Origin of the sequence: Mesorhizobium sp. ORS 3428, assembly GCF_001854785.1 — a bacterium.
GTDB lineage: Bacteria > Pseudomonadota > Alphaproteobacteria > Rhizobiales > Rhizobiaceae > Mesorhizobium.
On record NZ_MDFL01000115.1, the window covers coordinates 383,613 to 399,283 of the forward strand.

General features: G+C 63.9%; 15 protein-coding genes, 1 tRNA gene and 1 pseudogene. 5 read left to right on the top strand and 12 right to left on the bottom strand.

The window, feature by feature from the left end; translation table 11 throughout:
- Window positions 1-825, bottom strand: a complete 825-nt coding sequence (gene mazG / locus ORS3428_RS15025; protein WP_071098984.1) for a nucleoside triphosphate pyrophosphohydrolase — start codon at window positions 823-825, stop codon at window positions 1-3.
- Window positions 826-907: 82 nt separating this feature from the next.
- Window positions 908-2,092 (bottom strand): amino acid aminotransferase, encoded by a 1,185-nt coding sequence (locus tag ORS3428_RS15030; protein ID WP_071098986.1) that lies wholly within the window; start codon window positions 2,090-2,092, stop codon window positions 908-910.
- A gap of 192 nt (window positions 2,093-2,284) precedes the next feature.
- Here ORS3428_RS15030 and ORS3428_RS15035 point away from each other — a divergent pair, with 192 nt between their 5' ends.
- The 4 genes from ORS3428_RS15035 (at window position 2,285) to ORS3428_RS15050 (ending at window position 5,427) form a co-directional block, all read left to right on the top strand.
- Window positions 2,285-2,818, top strand: coding sequence for a sigma-70 family RNA polymerase sigma factor (locus ORS3428_RS15035; RefSeq protein WP_071098988.1), 534 nt, complete (start codon window positions 2,285-2,287; stop codon window positions 2,816-2,818).
- Window positions 2,815-3,588: an anti-sigma factor family protein gene (locus ORS3428_RS15040; protein ID WP_071098990.1), complete on the top strand. Its 774-nt coding sequence runs from the start codon at window positions 2,815-2,817 to the stop codon at window positions 3,586-3,588. The genes ORS3428_RS15035 and ORS3428_RS15040 overlap by 4 nt, the downstream gene beginning before the upstream one ends.
- Window positions 3,589-3,626: 38 nt before the next feature.
- Complete coding sequence (locus ORS3428_RS15045; protein WP_071098992.1) at window positions 3,627-4,343, top strand: Bax inhibitor-1/YccA family protein; 717 nt, start codon at window positions 3,627-3,629, stop codon at window positions 4,341-4,343.
- A 208-nt stretch (window positions 4,344-4,551) separates the two neighbouring features.
- The gene (locus ORS3428_RS15050) at window positions 4,552-5,427 is read left to right on the top strand and encodes an aldose 1-epimerase family protein (protein ID WP_071098994.1); all 876 of its coding nucleotides are present in this window, start codon (window positions 4,552-4,554) and stop codon (window positions 5,425-5,427) included.
- A 2-nt stretch (window positions 5,428-5,429) separates the two neighbouring features.
- On the opposite strand, the gene ORS3428_RS15055 is transcribed toward ORS3428_RS15050, so the two are convergent.
- The 10 genes and pseudogenes from ORS3428_RS15055 to ORS3428_RS15100 all read right to left on the bottom strand — a co-directional run bounded on the left by ORS3428_RS15055 (window position 5,430) and on the right by ORS3428_RS15100 (window position 14,912).
- A complete protein-coding gene (locus tag ORS3428_RS15055; protein WP_071098996.1) occupies window positions 5,430-5,873 on the bottom strand; it encodes an SAM-dependent methyltransferase in 444 nt (147 codons plus the stop codon).
- 14 nt (window positions 5,874-5,887) lie between these two features.
- Window positions 5,888-6,323, bottom strand: a pseudogene (locus ORS3428_RS15060) (arginase family protein).
- A 407-nt stretch (window positions 6,324-6,730) separates the two neighbouring features.
- A complete protein-coding gene (locus tag ORS3428_RS15065; protein ID WP_071098998.1) occupies window positions 6,731-7,552 on the bottom strand; it encodes an MBL fold metallo-hydrolase in 822 nt (273 codons plus the stop codon).
- A gap of 3 nt (window positions 7,553-7,555) precedes the next feature.
- A complete protein-coding gene (locus ORS3428_RS15070) occupies window positions 7,556-8,350 on the bottom strand; it encodes a TatD family hydrolase (protein ID WP_071099000.1) in 795 nt (264 codons plus the stop codon).
- The gene (metG, locus tag ORS3428_RS15075) at window positions 8,350-9,900 is read right to left on the bottom strand and encodes a methionine--tRNA ligase (protein ID WP_071099002.1); all 1,551 of its coding nucleotides are present in this window, start codon (window positions 9,898-9,900) and stop codon (window positions 8,350-8,352) included. The genes ORS3428_RS15070 and metG overlap by 1 nt, the downstream gene beginning before the upstream one ends.
- A 134-nt stretch (window positions 9,901-10,034) precedes the next feature.
- The gene (locus ORS3428_RS15080) at window positions 10,035-11,090 is read right to left on the bottom strand and encodes a DNA polymerase III subunit delta' (protein WP_071099004.1); all 1,056 of its coding nucleotides are present in this window, start codon (window positions 11,088-11,090) and stop codon (window positions 10,035-10,037) included.
- Window positions 11,087-11,761, bottom strand: a complete 675-nt coding sequence (tmk, locus tag ORS3428_RS15085) for a dTMP kinase (protein ID WP_172833690.1) — start codon at window positions 11,759-11,761, stop codon at window positions 11,087-11,089. Before tmk ends, ORS3428_RS15080 begins: the two co-directional genes overlap by 4 nt.
- A gap of 74 nt (window positions 11,762-11,835) precedes the next feature.
- On the bottom strand, window positions 11,836-13,014 hold the full coding sequence (locus ORS3428_RS15090) for a D-alanyl-D-alanine carboxypeptidase family protein (protein ID WP_071099008.1): 1,179 nt from the start codon (window positions 13,012-13,014) through the stop codon (window positions 11,836-11,838).
- An 83-nt stretch (window positions 13,015-13,097) separates the two neighbouring features.
- On the bottom strand, window positions 13,098-14,381 hold the full coding sequence (locus tag ORS3428_RS15095; RefSeq protein ID WP_071099010.1) for a septal ring lytic transglycosylase RlpA family protein: 1,284 nt from the start codon (window positions 14,379-14,381) through the stop codon (window positions 13,098-13,100).
- A gap of 441 nt (window positions 14,382-14,822) precedes the next feature.
- Window positions 14,823-14,912: transfer RNA gene (locus ORS3428_RS15100), tRNA-Ser, on the bottom strand.
- A 296-nt stretch (window positions 14,913-15,208) separates the two neighbouring features.
- Between ORS3428_RS15100 and ORS3428_RS33315 the strand changes: the two genes are divergently transcribed.
- A complete protein-coding gene (locus ORS3428_RS33315; protein ID WP_071099013.1) occupies window positions 15,209-15,619 on the top strand; it encodes a DUF1761 domain-containing protein in 411 nt (136 codons plus the stop codon).
- Window positions 15,620-15,671: the final 52 nt, after the last annotated feature.

The window sequence follows — 15,671 nt, forward strand, 5'->3', positions numbered from 1 at the left end:
TTATTTTGCGCTTTTGGCCTTCTGCCAGAGCGCTTCCATCTCGTCCAGTGTCGCCTTTTCCAGCGAACTGCCCGAAGCCTCCAACGCCCGCTCGACATAATGGAATCGCGAGCGGAATTTCTCGTTGGTGCCGCTGAGCGCGGCTTCCGCGTCGAGTTTCAGGTGACGGCCGAGATTGACGATGGCAAACAGCAGGTCGCCGAACTCGTCCTTGATGGGCGCCGCATCGCCTGTAGCGAGCGCCTCGCGCAATTCGCCGATCTCTTCCTCTATCTTGTCGAGGATAGGCGCTGCCTCGCTCCAGTCGAAGCCGACGCGGGCGGCCTTCTCCTGCAGCTTCAACGCGCGGGTAAGGGCAGGGAGCGCAACCGGCACGCTGTCGAGATAGCCCCTGCCGTGGTCTTCCGGGTCGAGGCCGCGGGCGATGCGGGCATTGCGCTTGTCGGCCTTCTCCGCCGCCTTGATCTTTTCCCACATGCCCTTGGCCATGCCGGCGCTGCGCGCCTCCTCGTCACCGAAGACATGCGGGTGGCGGCGGATCATCTTGGTGGTGATAGCCTCAACGACATCGCCGAACGCGAACTCGCCAATCTCTTGCGCCATCTGCGCGTGGTAGACGACCTGCAGCAGCAGGTCGCCCAGTTCCTCGCGCAAATCGTCGAATTCGCCGCGCGCGATCGCATCCGCGACCTCATAGGCTTCCTCGATCGTGTAGGGCGCAATCGTTGAAAAATTCTGCTCGATGTCCCATGGGCAGCCGGTCTTCGGCGCCCTGAGCGCCGCCATGATCTCGATCAGGCGGGAGATGTCTCGTGAGGGCTTCATGCCGTAAACCCTAGCGCGCGCAGCGGCGGGCGACCAATTTCGCCGGCTGGCAAAGGCCTATTGTCCACAGCTGCTTCGGCTCTCAGTCGAGCACCGAGACGATCGCCTTGGCGAGATCGTCCATGCGGTTCTCGGGCAGGCCGGCCACATTGATGCGGCTGTCGCCCACCATATAGACGGCATGCTCGGTGCGCAGACGTTCGACCTGCGCTTCCGTCAGCCCAAGCCTCGAAAACATGCCGCGATGGCTGGCGACGAAATCGAAGCGATCGGAGTTCGACTGCCGGCGCAACGCCTCGGCGAAGGCGACCCGCAGCCGAAGCATGCGAAGCCGCATCTCTTCGAGTTCCGTCTCCCAATCCTTCCTCAGGTCGGCGTCTTCAAGCACCATGCGCACCGCCGCCGCGCCATGGTCCGGCGGCATCGAATAGAGGGCGCGGGCGGCCGCCAGCATCTGGCTCATCGCCACATCCGCCTGGGTGCCGTCCTTGGCCATGATCATCGCAGCACCCACGCGGTCGCGGTAGACGGCAAAATTCTTCGAGCAGCTGGCGGCGACGACCATTTCCGGCACCTTCTCGGCCARCAGCCGCAGGCCGGCGGCGTCGGCATCGAGGCCTTCGCCAAAGCCCTGATAGGCGATATCGACGAAGGGCAGCAGGCCGCGCTCCAACAGGACGTCGGCCACCTTCGCCCATTGCGCAATGTCGAGATTGGCGCCGGTCGGGTTGTGGCAGCAGCCATGCAGCAGCACGACATCGCCGCTATTGGCGGCCTTCAGCCCCACCAGCATGTCGTCGAAGCGGACGGCGCCGGAAGCGGCGTCGAAATAGGGATAGTCGCGCACCTGCAGACCCGCGGCGCGCATCACCGGCAGGTGGTTCGGCCAGGTCGGGTCTGACAACCAGACCGTCGCGCCGGGGCGGGTGCGCTGCAGAAGCTCGGCCACAAGCCGCAGCGCGCCGGAGCCGCCCGGCGCCTGCGCGGCGCGGATGCGCGAAAGATCGGCCTTCTCGCCAAAGGCAAGCTTGACCATCGCGGTGTTGAAACCGGTATCGCCGGCAAGGCCGAGATAGGTCTTGGTGTCCTGGCTCGCGAGCAGCCGCTTCTCGGCCTCGCGCACGGCGCGCATGACCGGCGTCCTGCCGTCGCGGTCCTTGTAGACGCCGACGCCGAGGTCGACCTTGCCGGGGCGCGTGTCGGCGCGATAGAGGCCGATCAGGGCGAGAATCTTGTCGGCGGGCGCAGGCTGCAGGCTTTCGAACATCGCTGAGGCTCCAATCGCGGCGGATTGATACGCAAATCGGCCGCGCTTCGCCAGCGGTTTCCTCCGTTCCAGGACTGAATACGGCAGTCGGCTGCAGCGAAAGACCTCGACGGCCGGCGCGGTGATCGCTGGTGCCAACAAAAACAGACCTTCTGCCGGGATTAAAGCCTTGCCCTGTTCCGTAAACAGGGCATGAAACGGTCGATGGCACGGTTCGATATCGTTGGGCAGTTGGGATCGCTGCGGCGCTATGCGCGCTCGCTCACGCGCGACAGCGCCGATGCCGAGGACCTGGTCCACGACGCATTGGTGCGCGCCTATGAGCGTCGTGCAACCTTTCGCGCCGGCGGCAACCTTCGGGCCTGGTTGCTCGCGATCGTGCACAACATCTTCATCGACCGCATGCGCTCGCGCCGGTCGGAGGTGGCACGCATTGAGCATGCCTTCCGCCTTGTCGATCAAAGCATGCCGGCGTCCCAGGACCATTCGGTGCGCCTCTCACAGGTGCGCGAAGCCTTCCTGGCGCTGCCGGAAGAACAGCGTTCCGCGCTGCATCTCGTCGCGATCGAAGGGCTGAGCTACGCAGAGGCGGCAGAAGTCAGCGGCGTGCCGCTTGGAACCTTGATGTCGCGCATCGGCCGCGCGCGTGCCGCGCTACGCGAGATGGAGGAGGGCGCTCTGCTGAAAGCCAAAAACCATCTGAGGATCGTGGGAGGTGAGTCATGACCGCTATTGTCGATCCCGTAACCGATGCCGATCTCGACGCCTATGTCGACGACCAACTCGACGCCGGCCGCCGCATCGAGGTCGAGGCATTCCTCTCGGCCCGTCCGGAGGTGGCCGCGCGCGTGATGTCCGATCTCAGAATGCGGGATGAACTGCGCGTCGCACTTGCCGCACCGAGCGGCACGGCGCGCGCGGCAACGTCCGAGGCGGCGCGCCGGCTGGAGAGAGCGCTTGCCAGGGATCGTGTCTTGTCCGTGCTGCAGCGAGCCGCCGCGGCCGCGGTGCTGGTCGCTGCAGGCTGGCTTGCGAACGGCTTCTTCGGCCCGATCGCGGTGACCAAGGTGGTCGCTTCGACGCAGCCGCCCGCCTATGTCGAGGAAGCGATGAGCGCGCACCGGACGACGCTGGTGCGCGAGACGATGCCGTCCCAGCCGGAAGCGCCGGGCTACAATGCCGATGAAATCCGCGCCGCGACGGCAATCGTCATGCCGTCATTGCCCGACGACTGGAAGATCCGCGACGTCCAGATCTATCCGTCGCGGTTCGGACCGAGCGTCGAGATGGCGATTGAGGCGAAAGATCTCGGGCTGGTGTCGCTGTTTGCGATCCGGCCCGGCACGTTCGACGTGGTCAAACCGACCGTCGCGCCTTCGGGTGACATTTCATCCGCCTATTTCCAGATCGGCGAGGTCGCTTACGCCGTCGTCGGACGAGGTGACGCCGGCGATCTCGATCGCGCCGCCGAAAAGCTTGCCCGGACCCTATACTGAAACACCCAATCGAACCGACCCAAGCAAGGAGAACCCAAATGAACAGCCCCAATCTGGGATACCGAATGGGCACCGCCGTCCAGGCCGGAGCGGTCTATGACGAGGGCCTGCGCAAGCATATGCTGCGCGTCTACAACTATATGGGCCTCGGCCTCGTCGTCACCGGACTTGTCGCCCTTGCCGTGGCTTCGACGCCGGCGCTCTACGTGCCGATCTTCTCCAGCCCGCTGAAATGGGTGGTCATGYTGGCGCCGCTCGCCTTCGTCATGATCTTTTCGTTCAAGATGCAGACGATGTCGGCCGCGGGCGCGCAGGCCACGTTCTGGGCCTTCTGCGCCGTGATGGGCCTGTCGCTTGCTTCCGTCTTCCTGGTCTTCACCGGCACCAGCATCGCGCGCACCTTCTTCATCGCCGCCATCATGTTCGGCGCCACCAGCCTCTACGGCTACACGACTAGGCGCGACCTGACGCAGTTCTCGTCCTTCCTGATGATGGGCCTGATCGGCGTGGTGATTGCCAGCCTCGTCAACCTGTTCCTCGGTTCGACCGCGCTGCAATTCGCCATCTCGGTGATCGGTATCGCCGTCTTCATCGGCCTGACGGCCTGGGACACGCAGACGATCAAGGAACAGTATGCCGAAAATTTCGACGCTGAATCGCAGCAGAAGCTCGCCGTCTTCGGCGCCTTCTCGCTCTATCTGAACTTCATCAACATCTTCCAGCTGCTGCTGAATTTCACCGGCGAGCGCGAATAGTCTGGACCGCCAACCGTAGCAGGCAACATGTCGAACCGTGGCCGATGGGAAACCGCCGGCCACGGTTTTCATTTGAGCGTCCTTTCTGGCGTCGTGACGCCGTTTGATCGTTCGGCTGTCTTCGGGCAGGTTTGGGTGCGGCTTGCCCCCCTTGAGTTCACGCGATGCCATTTGCTAGCCTGGCTCGCCGCATCGGTCGCGAGGAAGCATGGAACAGATGACGCTTCAGGGCGAAGGCATCTCGGCGACCATCGTCGGGCAGGGGGCCGAGCTGGTCTCCTTGCGCGACGCCGAGGGTACGGAGCTTCTGTGGCAGGCTGGACCGGCCTGGCGGCGTCATTCGCCGGTTCTGTTTCCGATCGTCGGCCGGCTGAAGGGCGACCAGTTGCGCCATCGTGGCCAGATCTATCCGATGGCGCAGCATGGCTTTGCCCGCGACAGGCGCTTTGCCTGGGCGGAGCAGGGGCCTTCATCTTGCACGCTGGAGTTGACGGACGATGCGGAGACCCGCGCGCGCTACCCGTTCGCCTTTCGGCTGGCGATTACCTATAGCATCGCCGCCCGCCGGCTCGGCGTGACCTTCGAGATCACCAACCCGGGCGACGAGCCGCTCCCGGCATCGATCGGCGCGCATCCGGCATTCAACTGGCCGCTGCTGCCGGAACTGCCCAAGGAAGCTTACCGGCTGACCTTTACCGATGATGAGCCGGCGCCGATCCGCCGCCTGAAGGACGGCCTGCTGCTGCCGGCGCCGCAGCCCCCGCCCATCGAAGGCAAGGTGCTTACACTGTCGGAAAAACTGTTCGACGACGACGCCGTCATTCTCGACCGGCCCGTCAGCACCAGCGTGCGCTACGCCGCCGGGAACGGGCCGGCGATCGAGATGTCGTGGCAGGGATTCAGCGAATTGGGCATCTGGTCCAAGYCGGGCGGCGCGCCGTTCCTGTGCATCGAGCCCTGGCACGGGATTGCAAGCCCGGTCGACTTCGACGGCGAGTTTGCCGACAAGCCGGGCGTGATGCAGATCCCGCCGGGCGCCAAGCGCACGCTGAGCTACTGGATAGCACTGAGCCGGGAGCCGTAATTCTAGAGCTGCAAGCTGCTATCCAGATCGATCTCCTTCAACGGATCGCCACCATCGATGAAGAGCCTGCCATCTGGCTTCAGCGCAGCCTTGATGCGCGACAGCGCGATACGGCCCGCTTCGGGGTGGCGTCCGTCGAGCGCGCCGACCCGCATGGCAAACGCGATGTCAAAGAGCGCATCACTGGAATTCAGCGCAAAGTCCTCGATCGCGGCATGCCTGAAATCGAGGCGACCGGCGGCCATCTCGTTGTGCGATCCCGCGCGCGCCAATCGGATTGCCTTCTCCGAGCGATCGATCGCGAGAATGAAGCCGTCGCCGATACGGCTTGCCACGGCACGAGCGGCAACGCCGGGACCGCATCCGATCTCCAGGACCCGCAGCCCGGGCTTTAAGGGGAGCGCATCGACGAAGGCGGATATCCGCGCAGAGATTCCGATTGCCATGAGGAAACCGGGTTTCAGACCTGCCGGACGATGGTGCCGATCACATTGACGAGAAGCCGTGCCGCGGTGAGCGCCGACAGGCCGTCAATGTCGGCGGGAGGATAGAGCTCGACAAGGTCGAATCCAGCAATACTCGCCCGCCTGCCGAGGCCGGCAATCAGGTCGATTACCTGCGTGTAGGTCATGCATGATGGTCAAGACGTCACCGGCGTCGACGCAGCAGACCGGCTTGCCGTCGAACAGCGGCCCGCCGAGATCGAAATCCCAGTGCTCGACCAGAGCGGCATCGTCCTGGCTCGCAGCGCGGATGGCGTCGGCGGCCGGGACATAGCCGCTRCTGTCCTTGCCGGGATAAGTGCTGCCGTGACCGGCTCCGAAAATCACCGCACTAGGTATGCGGCCTTCGGCGAGGCGATCCGGAAAGCCGAGAAAGGAAGAGGAAGCGGTCATTTCTTGAGTCCCAGCGCGACAGCAGCGTCCGGCAGGCTAGCCGCTTCACCGGCTCGATGCCATCACCGAAATCGAGTGAGCGAGGGCGCGGTGACAGCTGCACGGCGACAGGCGACGACAGAGGGTTTCCGAGCACCTGCTGCCGCAGCCAGAAAAGTCGCATAAGATATATTATGGAACTGACATGCCAGGCGCGGATCTGGAAATCACTGCGGTTTTCGGTCTGTCACGCCCGGCTGCAGCAAAGCGCACGGATCCGCTAATGACCTCAGCCCGCGAATGGTACGCCGCACTGACAGCCGGCACCGCCGTTCAAGTCACGCGTCGATCATCCGCTGCGTTCTCGACACCAGCGCTATCCATGCTGAGYCGCGCGAGAAACGAACAAGCGAAATAAACAAGCGCCGCTATAGCGCTGACTCGTAAGGAATTTCGATCACCATGCCGTCATAAGCCGGCACCACGTGATCCGGCGTCTCGGCCATCACCACGGCGTAATCAAGCGGCACGTGCATGTGCGTTAGCACGGCATTCTTCGGCGCCAGCTTCTTGATCCAGTCCAATGCCTCGCCGAGCGACAGATGGCTGGGATGGGTGTTGTACTGCAGCGCGTCGATCACCAGCATGTCGAGGCCGTGCAACCGTTCCGCCGTGGCGGCCGGAAAGTCGCTGATGTCGGGGCAATAAGCGAGGCCGCCGGCGCGGAAGCCCAGCGAGAAGATGTCGCCATGGATCTGCCGCAGCGGCTCAAGGGTGAGGGGACCCCCCTCGCCTTCGATCGCCACTGGTTTGCCATGGTCGATGATATGGGCCTCGACGATCGGCGGATAGGAGCTGCCCGGCGGCGTCTCGAAGCAATAGCCGAACGCCTGGCGCAGCCGCCCCATCGTCGGCTCGTCGGCATGGATGTCGATGCGGTGCCGCTGCTCGAGCACATAGCCGCGCAGATCGTCGATGCCGTGGATGTGGTCGGCATGCGGATGGGTATAGACGACGGCGTCGATGCGCTTGACCGAAGCGAGCAGCATCTGCTCGCGGAAATCCGGCCCGGTGTCGATGACGACCGTCGTGCGGCCGCCACCGGCTGCAACGCGCTCGATTAGCGCCGCCGTGCGCATCCGCCGATTCTTCGGATTTTTGGGATCGCAATTGCCCCAGTCGCCGGTGATGCGCGGTGTGCCGGGCGATGAGCCGCAGCCGAGGACGGTGAAGCGCAGCCGGTCGCCCATCTCTCAGGCGCCCGCCATCTCGGGGCGCGGCATCTTGGTGAACAGCCGGAAGACATTTTCCGTGGTGATGTCGGCGATCTCGGCCTCGCTGACGCCGATGGTTTCGGCAAGCACCTTTGCCGTGTTCGCTACATAGGCAGGCTCGTTGCGCTTGCCGCGATGCGGGACAGGCGCAAGGTAAGGCGCGTCAGTCTCGACCAGAAGCCGGTCGCGCGGCACGTCGGCGGCGATGGCGCGCAGCTCGGTCGAGTTCTTGAATGTAAGGATGCCCGAGAAAGAGACATAGCCGCCCAACGCCACGCCGACTTCGGCCAACCTGCGCCCGGACGAAAAACAATGCAGGATGAAGGGGAAGGCGCCCTTCCCTGTCTCGTCCTCGAGGATCGCCGCCATGTCGTCATCGGCATCGCGCGAATGGATGACCAGTGGCAGCCCGGTCCGGCGGGCGGCGGCAATATGGATGCGGAACCCCTGCGCCTGCGCATCGCGCGGCGCGTGGTCGTAGAAATAGTCGAGGCCGGCCTCGCCGATCGCCACCACCTTGGGGTGACTGGAAAGCCGTACCAGCTCGTCTGCGGTCACATCGAGCTCTTCCGCGGCATTGTGCGGGTGGGTTCCGATCGAGCAATAGACATCGTTGAAGGTTTCAGCAATTTCAAGGATTTGCTGAAAACGCTTCACGCGCGTTGAGATCGTCACCATGCGGCCGATTCCGGCCGCCAGGGCGCGGGCGACGATGGCCGCCCGCTCCTCGGCGAAATCCGGAAAGTCGAGATGGCAATGGCTGTCGACGAGCATCAGGCTTTGGTGTCCTGCTCGACATAACGCGGAAACACGCCCTCGGGTGCCGGCAATGCCGTGCCGGGAACAAGCGCATGCTCGGCGTGGACATGCGCGAAATTGCGCTTGTCCGCTGGAACAGCCAGCAGGTCGAGCAGCTTCGCAGCCGATCCGGGAATGAAGGGCTGGCAAAGCACCGTCACCCGCCGGACGACTTCGGCCGTCGTCCACAGCACAGTCTCCATGCGCTCCGGATCTGTCTTGCGCAGCGCCCAGGGCTCCTGGGAGGCGAAGTAGCGGTCGGCTTCGGCCACCACGCCGAAGATCGCCGCCAGCGCCAGATGGATGCCCTGCTCCGCCATCGCCTTGCGCGCGACGACAAGCGCCTCCACCGCCTGGTCGAGGATCGCCCGGTCGGCGTCGGTCAGTTCGCCGCGCTTCGGCACCGCGCCGCCGCAGTTCTTGGCGATCATCGACAGCGAGCGCTGCGCCAGATTGCCGAGACCGTTGGCGAGATCGGCATTGGTGCGGTTGACGATCGCTTCATGGCTGTAGTTGCCGTCCTGGCCGAACGGCACCTCGCGCAGGAAGAAATAGCGCACCTGGTCGACGCCGTAGTGCCCAACCATCGCGAACGGATCGATGACGTTGCCGACGGACTTCGACATCTTCTCGCCGCGGTTGAACAGGAAGCCGTGGCCGAAGACGCGCTTCGGCAGCGGGATTCCCGCCGACATCAGGAAGGCAGGCCAGTAGATGGTGTGGAAGCGCACGATGTCCTTGCCGATGATGTGCGCATCGGCCGGCCAGTAACGCCATTTATCAGCGTTTTCATCAGGATAGCCGATGCCGGTGATGTAGTTGGTCAAAGCGTCGACCCACACATACATCACATGTTTCTCGTCGCCCGGCACCGGCACGCCCCAGTCGAAGGTGGTGCGCGAGATGGACAGGTCCTTCAGCCCCGACTTGACGAATCTCATCACCTCGTTGCGGCGCTCGGCCGGGCCGATGAAATCCGGCTGGCTCTCGTAGAGCGCGATCAGCTTGTCCTGATAGGCCGAAAGCCGGAAGAAATAGCTCTCTTCCTCGACCCATTCGACTGGCGTCCCCTGYGGTCCGTAGCGGACGTTGTCGTCGCGGACTTCGGTCTCTTCCTCACCGTAATAGGCTTCGTCGCGCACCGAGTACCAGCCGGCATAGCCGCCCCTGTAGATGTCGCCATTGGCGGCCATTGCCTTCCAGATCGCCWGCGAGGACGCATAGTGCCGCTCTTCCGTGGTGCGGATGAAATCGTCGTTCGAGGCGTTGAGCACGGCCGCCATGCGCTTGAACTCGGCCGCATTGCGGTCGGCGAGCTCGCGCGGCGAAATGCCTTCCTTCCTTGCCGTCTGCAGCATCTTGATGCCGTGCTCATCGGTGCCGGTCAGGAAGTATACGTCCTTGCCATCGAGCCGCTGGAAGCGGGCGAGCGCGTCGGTGGCGATCAGCTCGTACGCGTGCCCGATATGCGGCTTGCCGTTCGGGTAGGAGATCGCGGTCGTGATGTAGAATGTGTCGCGTGACATGAATGAACCGTCATGAATGTCTGAATGGAAGCCGTGGCGGTGGATATCCTATCGGCATGGCGATTGCCATACCGGGGACAATGCATGCCGCCCAAAGTGGCCCCGCGGGGCAGCGGCATGCATCAGCAATACCGTCACATTCGCATCACAGACTTCAGGCGGTCGATCATGGTCAGGGCGTGCTGCTTCTTGTCGAGATTGTAGGTCTCGGCCTCAGATATCGTGTTCAGGGCCTCGTGCCAAGCCTCGGACAGCGTCTTGGCCCTGGCAAGATCGCCGGCAAGCGCCGCTTCGCTGGCGGCCGCCGACAGAAGATCGAGCGCGCGCCGGTTGAAGATATCGAACTGGATCGCCTGGTCACGGCCGGCCACCGCCTCGGCCAGGCGGTGCGCACCGGCAATGTCCGGCTTCGGCGCCGCCACCAGGGCATCGAGGGCACCAGCAATCTCCAGCCCGCCATATTGGGTGAGCAGGATCGCATTGCGGGCGCTGCCCCCTGCCCGCTCGGCGAGTGCCGCGCGCGCCGCCGGATCGTCCGGTGGCGGCGGCTCGATACCTTCGAGCACGGCCATCAGTTCGTCGGCCGCCAGCGGCGTCAGCCGCACCATCTGGCAGCGCGATCGTATCGTCGGCAAAAGGCTGCCCGGCGCATGCACGATGAGGATGAACAGGGTGCGCGCCGGCGGCTCCTCGAGATTCTTGAGCAAAGCATTGGCGGCATTGGTGTTCATGTCGTCGGCCGGGTCGACGATGACGACGCGGTAGCTGCCGTCATGCGAGGTCATCGACAGGAAGCGGCTGACCTTGCGGATCTCGTCGACGGTAAGCACCGTCTTGAAGCTCTTGGTCTTGTCGTTGGCCGGACGCGTGAGATGCAGCACCGAAGGATGCGCGCCGGTGGCGATCTGGCGAAACAGCGACGATGCCGGATCGGGAACCGCGAGCGTTTCGGGCGCGGCCGTGAAGTCCGGATATTTCAGCAGGTGGTGCGCGAGATGGAAGGCAAGCGTTGCCTTGCCGATGCCGAGCGGCCCGGCCAGGATCAGCGCATGCGGCAGCTTGCCGGCGCGGTAGGCGGCGGCAAGCATGCCCGCTGCCTGCGCATGGCCGATGAGCCGCGGCGTTTCCGACGGCTCGGGAACGCCGTCCAGCGTATCGTGCTGTTCGGGGGCAATGCGTTCGAAGATCATGCCGGCGCCGTCTGCTTCCTTTGCACCGGCATCCGCTTTTCCAGCACTGCGAAGACAGCCGCGGTGACGGCATTTTCCACCGTTTCGGGATCGGCCGAGGCATCGATCACAATGCAGCGGTCCGGCTCCGCCTCGGCGATCGCCAGGAAGGCGTCGCGGCGGCGCTGATGGACGGGAAGCGTCTCCTTTTCGAAACGGTCGGCGCTGTCGCCCGCACCGCGCCGCGCTGCCGCGCGTTTGAGGCCTTCGGCAGGATCAATGTCGAAGATCAGCGTCATGTCGGGAACCATGCCGTTGATGGCGGYCGCTTCCAGCACTTCCATGAAATCCGGATCCAGCCCACCGGTGACGCCCTGATAGACGCGCGAGGAATCCATGAAGCGGTCGCAGAGCACGATCGAGCCGCGTTCGACCGCCGGCCGGATCACCTGCTCAACGTGGTCGGATCGTGCGGCGGCGAAGAGGATTGCCTCCATCTTCGGGCCGAAGGGCTCGGCCGCGCCGGACAGAAGCACATGCCTGACTGCCTCGGCCCCGGGCGAGCCGCCAGGCTCGCGGGTGACCAGAACCTCGTACTTCTTGGCGCGCATACGCCGGGCCAGCCGCTCGATCTGCGTCGACTTGCCGGCTCCTTCGCCGCCTTCGAAGGTGATGAAAAATCCGCTCATCAACCGAAATTGCCTTTGCCCGCACTGGCCGCTGTCATAGCTCCCGTCTGACAAAAGGTCCACGAAGCCCAGCCCGATCACAAACGCTTCTGACGCAGCCAGCCGACAGCCAGTTCCTTGGCTGCGTCGAGCGCGCGCTGCGGCAGCGTCCCGATCTTCACCGACTCGGCGGCGAACAGGGGCGTCCGCTGGCTGAGCGTGTCGCCTATCCAAACGCGCAATTCCCCAACCGGTTGCCCCTCCTCCACCGGCGCCGCCAACGGACCGTCATAGACGATCTTGGCGGTCAGCTTGTCGCGGTTGGCTATCGGCAAGAAGATGTCCACCGGCCCCTTGGCTTTCAAGGGCACGCCGGATTTGACGCCGCCGAATACCTCTGCTTCGCCGACTACCTCGTCCTTTGCAAAGATCTCCGTCTTCTGGAAGGAGCGCGATCCCCAGTCGAGCAGCTTGCGCGCCTCCTCGGAGCGCTCGCGATCGTTCGCCAGCCCGCTCATCGCTGCAATCACGCGGATGCCGTTGTGGCTGGCCGTGCCGACAATGCCGAAGCCGGCCGACTCGCTCGCCCCGGCTACGAAGCCGTCGGCATTGATGCCCATGGCCAGAAGCGGATTGCGGTTCCGCTGGGCGATCTTGTTCCAGGTGAAATCCGGCTGGCTGTAATAGTGGAAGAACTCGGGGTAGGCGCGCCAGAGATGCAGCGCCATCATCGTGAGCTCCCGCACCGTCGTCTGCTGCCCGTCCGCCGGCAGGCCGGTCGAGTTGACGAAGGTCGATTTCGGCAAGCCGAGCTCGCGGGCCCGCTCCGTCATCTGCGCGGCGAAATTAGCCTCCGAGCCGGCTATGCCTTCGGCAAGAWCGATGCAGCCGTCATTGGCGGCCTGCACGGTCACGCCCTGGATCAAGTCCTCGACGCGCACCGCCGATTTGAGCTTGGCGAACATGGTCGAGGTTCCGGACGGCGCGCCGCCCGTGCGCCAGGCATTCTCGCTGACGACGAATGTGTCGTCGAGGGTGATCCGCTTCGACTTGATGGCGTTGAAGACCACCTCCATCGTCATCAGCTTGGCCATGGAAGCCGGCGGGATCGGCTTGTCGGCATCCTTGGAAAAGAGCACCGTGCCGGTGTCGGCATCGATCATGAAGGCCTGGGCCGCCTTGGTCTCGAAAAGCTGCGCGCTTGCCGGGCCGGCACAAAGCAGCATCAGCACCAATCCCAGGAATCCGGCGAAAGGCGGAAAAATGCGGAAATGCATGAAATGTCGACCCAACAAGCCGGATTTGCCCGGCCAAGCTATCAGGGTTCGTTCCGCCGGATCAACGGGCCAAGCGAAATAGATCAGTCTCGCACGACGAGCGCGTCCGGCGCCCCGTGCGACCAGGCCGCCTGCAGCAGGTCGTCGATGCTGCCGTGGCCGTTCGGATAGACATTGACCGCATACCAGTCGTTGCCGTCCAGCTCGGTGCGCTGAATCTCGGTCCTGCCGAACGGCTCGAGAGCAGCCGCCACGCGCTTGGCCTCGCTTGCGTCGTCGAAGGAGCCGGCGGCGACATAATCCGAGGCCGGCGGCTGTTCTTGGCGATGCGATTTCTTCCACGACCGCAGGATGTCGGCCGGCGACATGCCACTGCTGTCGAGGGCGGCGAAGACGTCGGCGCGAGTGACGCGCTCATCCGCATAGGACAAGGAGGCCATGGCGAAAGGCGAGTTCGGCGGCAGCCGGAACTCCGGCCGCAACCCAGGTCGCTCCGGCACGATCGGCCCGAAATCGGGCAAAGCGACGTCGCCAACGCTTGGTGCCTGCGCCGACATCGCCGGTTGCTCGGACAAGGCCTGCTGCTCCGACAGGACCGGCTGCGCTGCAAAGGGCCGTCCCGAATTGGTCAGCTGGCCAGGGAACGGCACAGCGGCCGGAGGCGCGTCAACCTGAATGCTGGGTGACGGGCCGTTCATGGCCACCATCACGCCGGTCGGCAGGCCGTCGGACGGATCCGGCCGCCTGTTGCCGGGGTGGTAGGAAGCCATCAGATACTGGTCGTCATTGCCGTCGAGCGGTGCCCGGCCGACATATTCGACCTTCACCCGCGCGGTGCCGACATTGTCATAGTCGAGCATTTGCGCTGCACGTTGCGAGACGTCGATGATGCGGCCCTCATGGTATGGGCCGCGGTCGTTGACGCGCACGATGATCGAGCTGCCGGTGTCGAGATTGGTGACGCGGGCATAGCTCGGAAGCGGCATTGTCGGATGCGCCGCCGTCAGTTGCGACGTGTCATAGACCTCGCCATTGGCGGTCAGCCGGCCGTGGAAGGCGTCGCCATACCAGGAGGCCAGGCCGACCTTGGCATAGTGCTTTTCTTCCTTCGGATAGTACCACTTGCCGCGCACCTGATAGGGTTTGCCGAGCTGATCGCGGCCGCCGCCGCGCCGCATGAAGGCAACGCGCGGGCTCGCCTTCACGCCATATTCGGATTCGGCGAAATATTCCTTGGAGCGCGACCGCTTGTCGACCATCCCTTTCGGTTCGGGCTGCGACGCGCAGGCAGCAAGCATCACCGCCGAAAGGGCGCACAGTGCGAAGGCAGGAGCGCGACGAAGACGCGGGCGCGCCGAGGTCTGCATGTTTTCGATTTTCCCCTCTTGCTGCCATCAGACGGAGCCAAGCGCCCGCGAATGCCAGCAACACCTTGATCCCCAATCCCTTTGTGCGCAGGAATTGTTTATCACGATGTTAACCAATTATGGCAGGAACCGGGCGAGATTATGGCGAAGCAGCCTATGGGGGCGAGCCTTGCATAGATGAGCGCCGGATGGAGATGAGCGCCGGCTGGCGGGCAGCTTTTGGAGGGGACTTCCTGATCCAACCGGCGCTCATGGCGCCGGGGGTTCCTGCGCCGGACAAGAATCTAGCATGAGCCTCAGCAGGTATTTCCTAGATCGAACGGATGACTCGGCTCATCTATATTAGCTATCGATTGATTAGTTCAACCAAGCCGTCCTTCGGCCAATAACAACCAAGGGGCTGCCATCGTATTCTATTTTCAATGATACGGAATTGGCGCTTGGCGGRGGGAGTGGGATTCGAACCCACGGTGAACTTGCGCCCACGCCGGTTTTCAAGACCGGTGCCTTAAACCGCTCGGCCATCCCTCCATCGTGGTATTTCAACCACTTGGGAACATCGCTATCGGTCGATTTTGAGTGGTCGCCACCGAGTTTGGCTCCAGTGGCGTCCGACCGGTTCGCACTTCAATTCCTCTAGTGCGGCAGTTGGGGCTGCGTCAACCGCTACCGCGACGCTGCCCGTGCTTTTGGGCTTTCCATGGCTCCCGTCGGCCGTCCCGGCCAAAATGTCGAGCGTCCCAATTCGGCCCCGCGATTTTCTTGCCATTACAACAGCAAACGCTCATGTTCGGCTGTCTTCGCCAACCTTCGAGGCGGGTGCTTCAATGAAGGAAATTCCGCTGCATTTCTTGCCGCTGCTGATCGCTGCCGTCGTGCGTTTCGCGATCGGAGCGGTGTGGTTCTCACCAATGCTTTTTGGCAAAGCCTTCGCCGCACTGGCGGGCCGTTCGGAACAGGAGATCAGACAGGGGATGGGCAAGGCGATGGTAGCCGACTTCATCGGCAGTCTCGTCCTTTGTTTCGTTCTCGTCCACGCCATCGTCTACGCCGGCGCCACGACATTCGCCCAAGGGGCGGCCGTCGGCTTCTTCAATTGGCTCGGCTTCATCGCCATGCCGATGCTGGCGATGGTGTTTTGGGAACATCAGCCCTGGAAGAAATACGCCATCATAGCCGGCTTCCAGCTTGTGTCCCTGTTGATCATAGGTGCCGGACTGGCCGCCTGGTATCTCTGACCTAGGTGGCTGCCGGGATATCCGAATGCCGCCTGGAAGCTTGGCTTGACCG

Bases quoted from the DNA above. Each gene is read 5' to 3' on its own strand.
- ORS3428_RS15095 (WP_071099010.1), bottom strand. From the start codon at position 14,381: ATGCAGACCTCGGCGCGCCCGCGTCTTCGTCGCGCTCCTGCCTTCGCA.
- ORS3428_RS33315 (WP_071099013.1), top strand. From the start codon at position 15,209: ATGAAGGAAATTCCGCTGCATTTCTTGCCGCTGCTGATCGCTGCCGTC.
- mazG (WP_071098984.1), bottom strand. From the start codon at position 825: ATGAAGCCCTCACGAGACATCTCCCGCCTGATCGAGATCATGGCGGCG.
- ORS3428_RS15080 (WP_071099004.1), bottom strand. From the start codon at position 11,090: ATGATCTTCGAACGCATTGCCCCCGAACAGCACGATACGCTGGACGGC.
- ORS3428_RS15040 (WP_071098990.1), top strand. From the start codon at position 2,815: ATGACCGCTATTGTCGATCCCGTAACCGATGCCGATCTCGACGCCTAT.
- ORS3428_RS15070 (WP_071099000.1), bottom strand. From the start codon at position 8,350: ATGCTCGTCGACAGCCATTGCCATCTCGACTTTCCGGATTTCGCCGAG.
- ORS3428_RS15065 (WP_071098998.1), bottom strand. From the start codon at position 7,552: ATGGGCGACCGGCTGCGCTTCACCGTCCTCGGCTGCGGCTCATCGCCC.
- ORS3428_RS15055 (WP_071098996.1), bottom strand. From the start codon at position 5,873: ATGGCAATCGGAATCTCTGCGCGGATATCCGCCTTCGTCGATGCGCTC.
- ORS3428_RS15035 (WP_071098988.1), top strand. From the start codon at position 2,285: ATGAAACGGTCGATGGCACGGTTCGATATCGTTGGGCAGTTGGGATCG.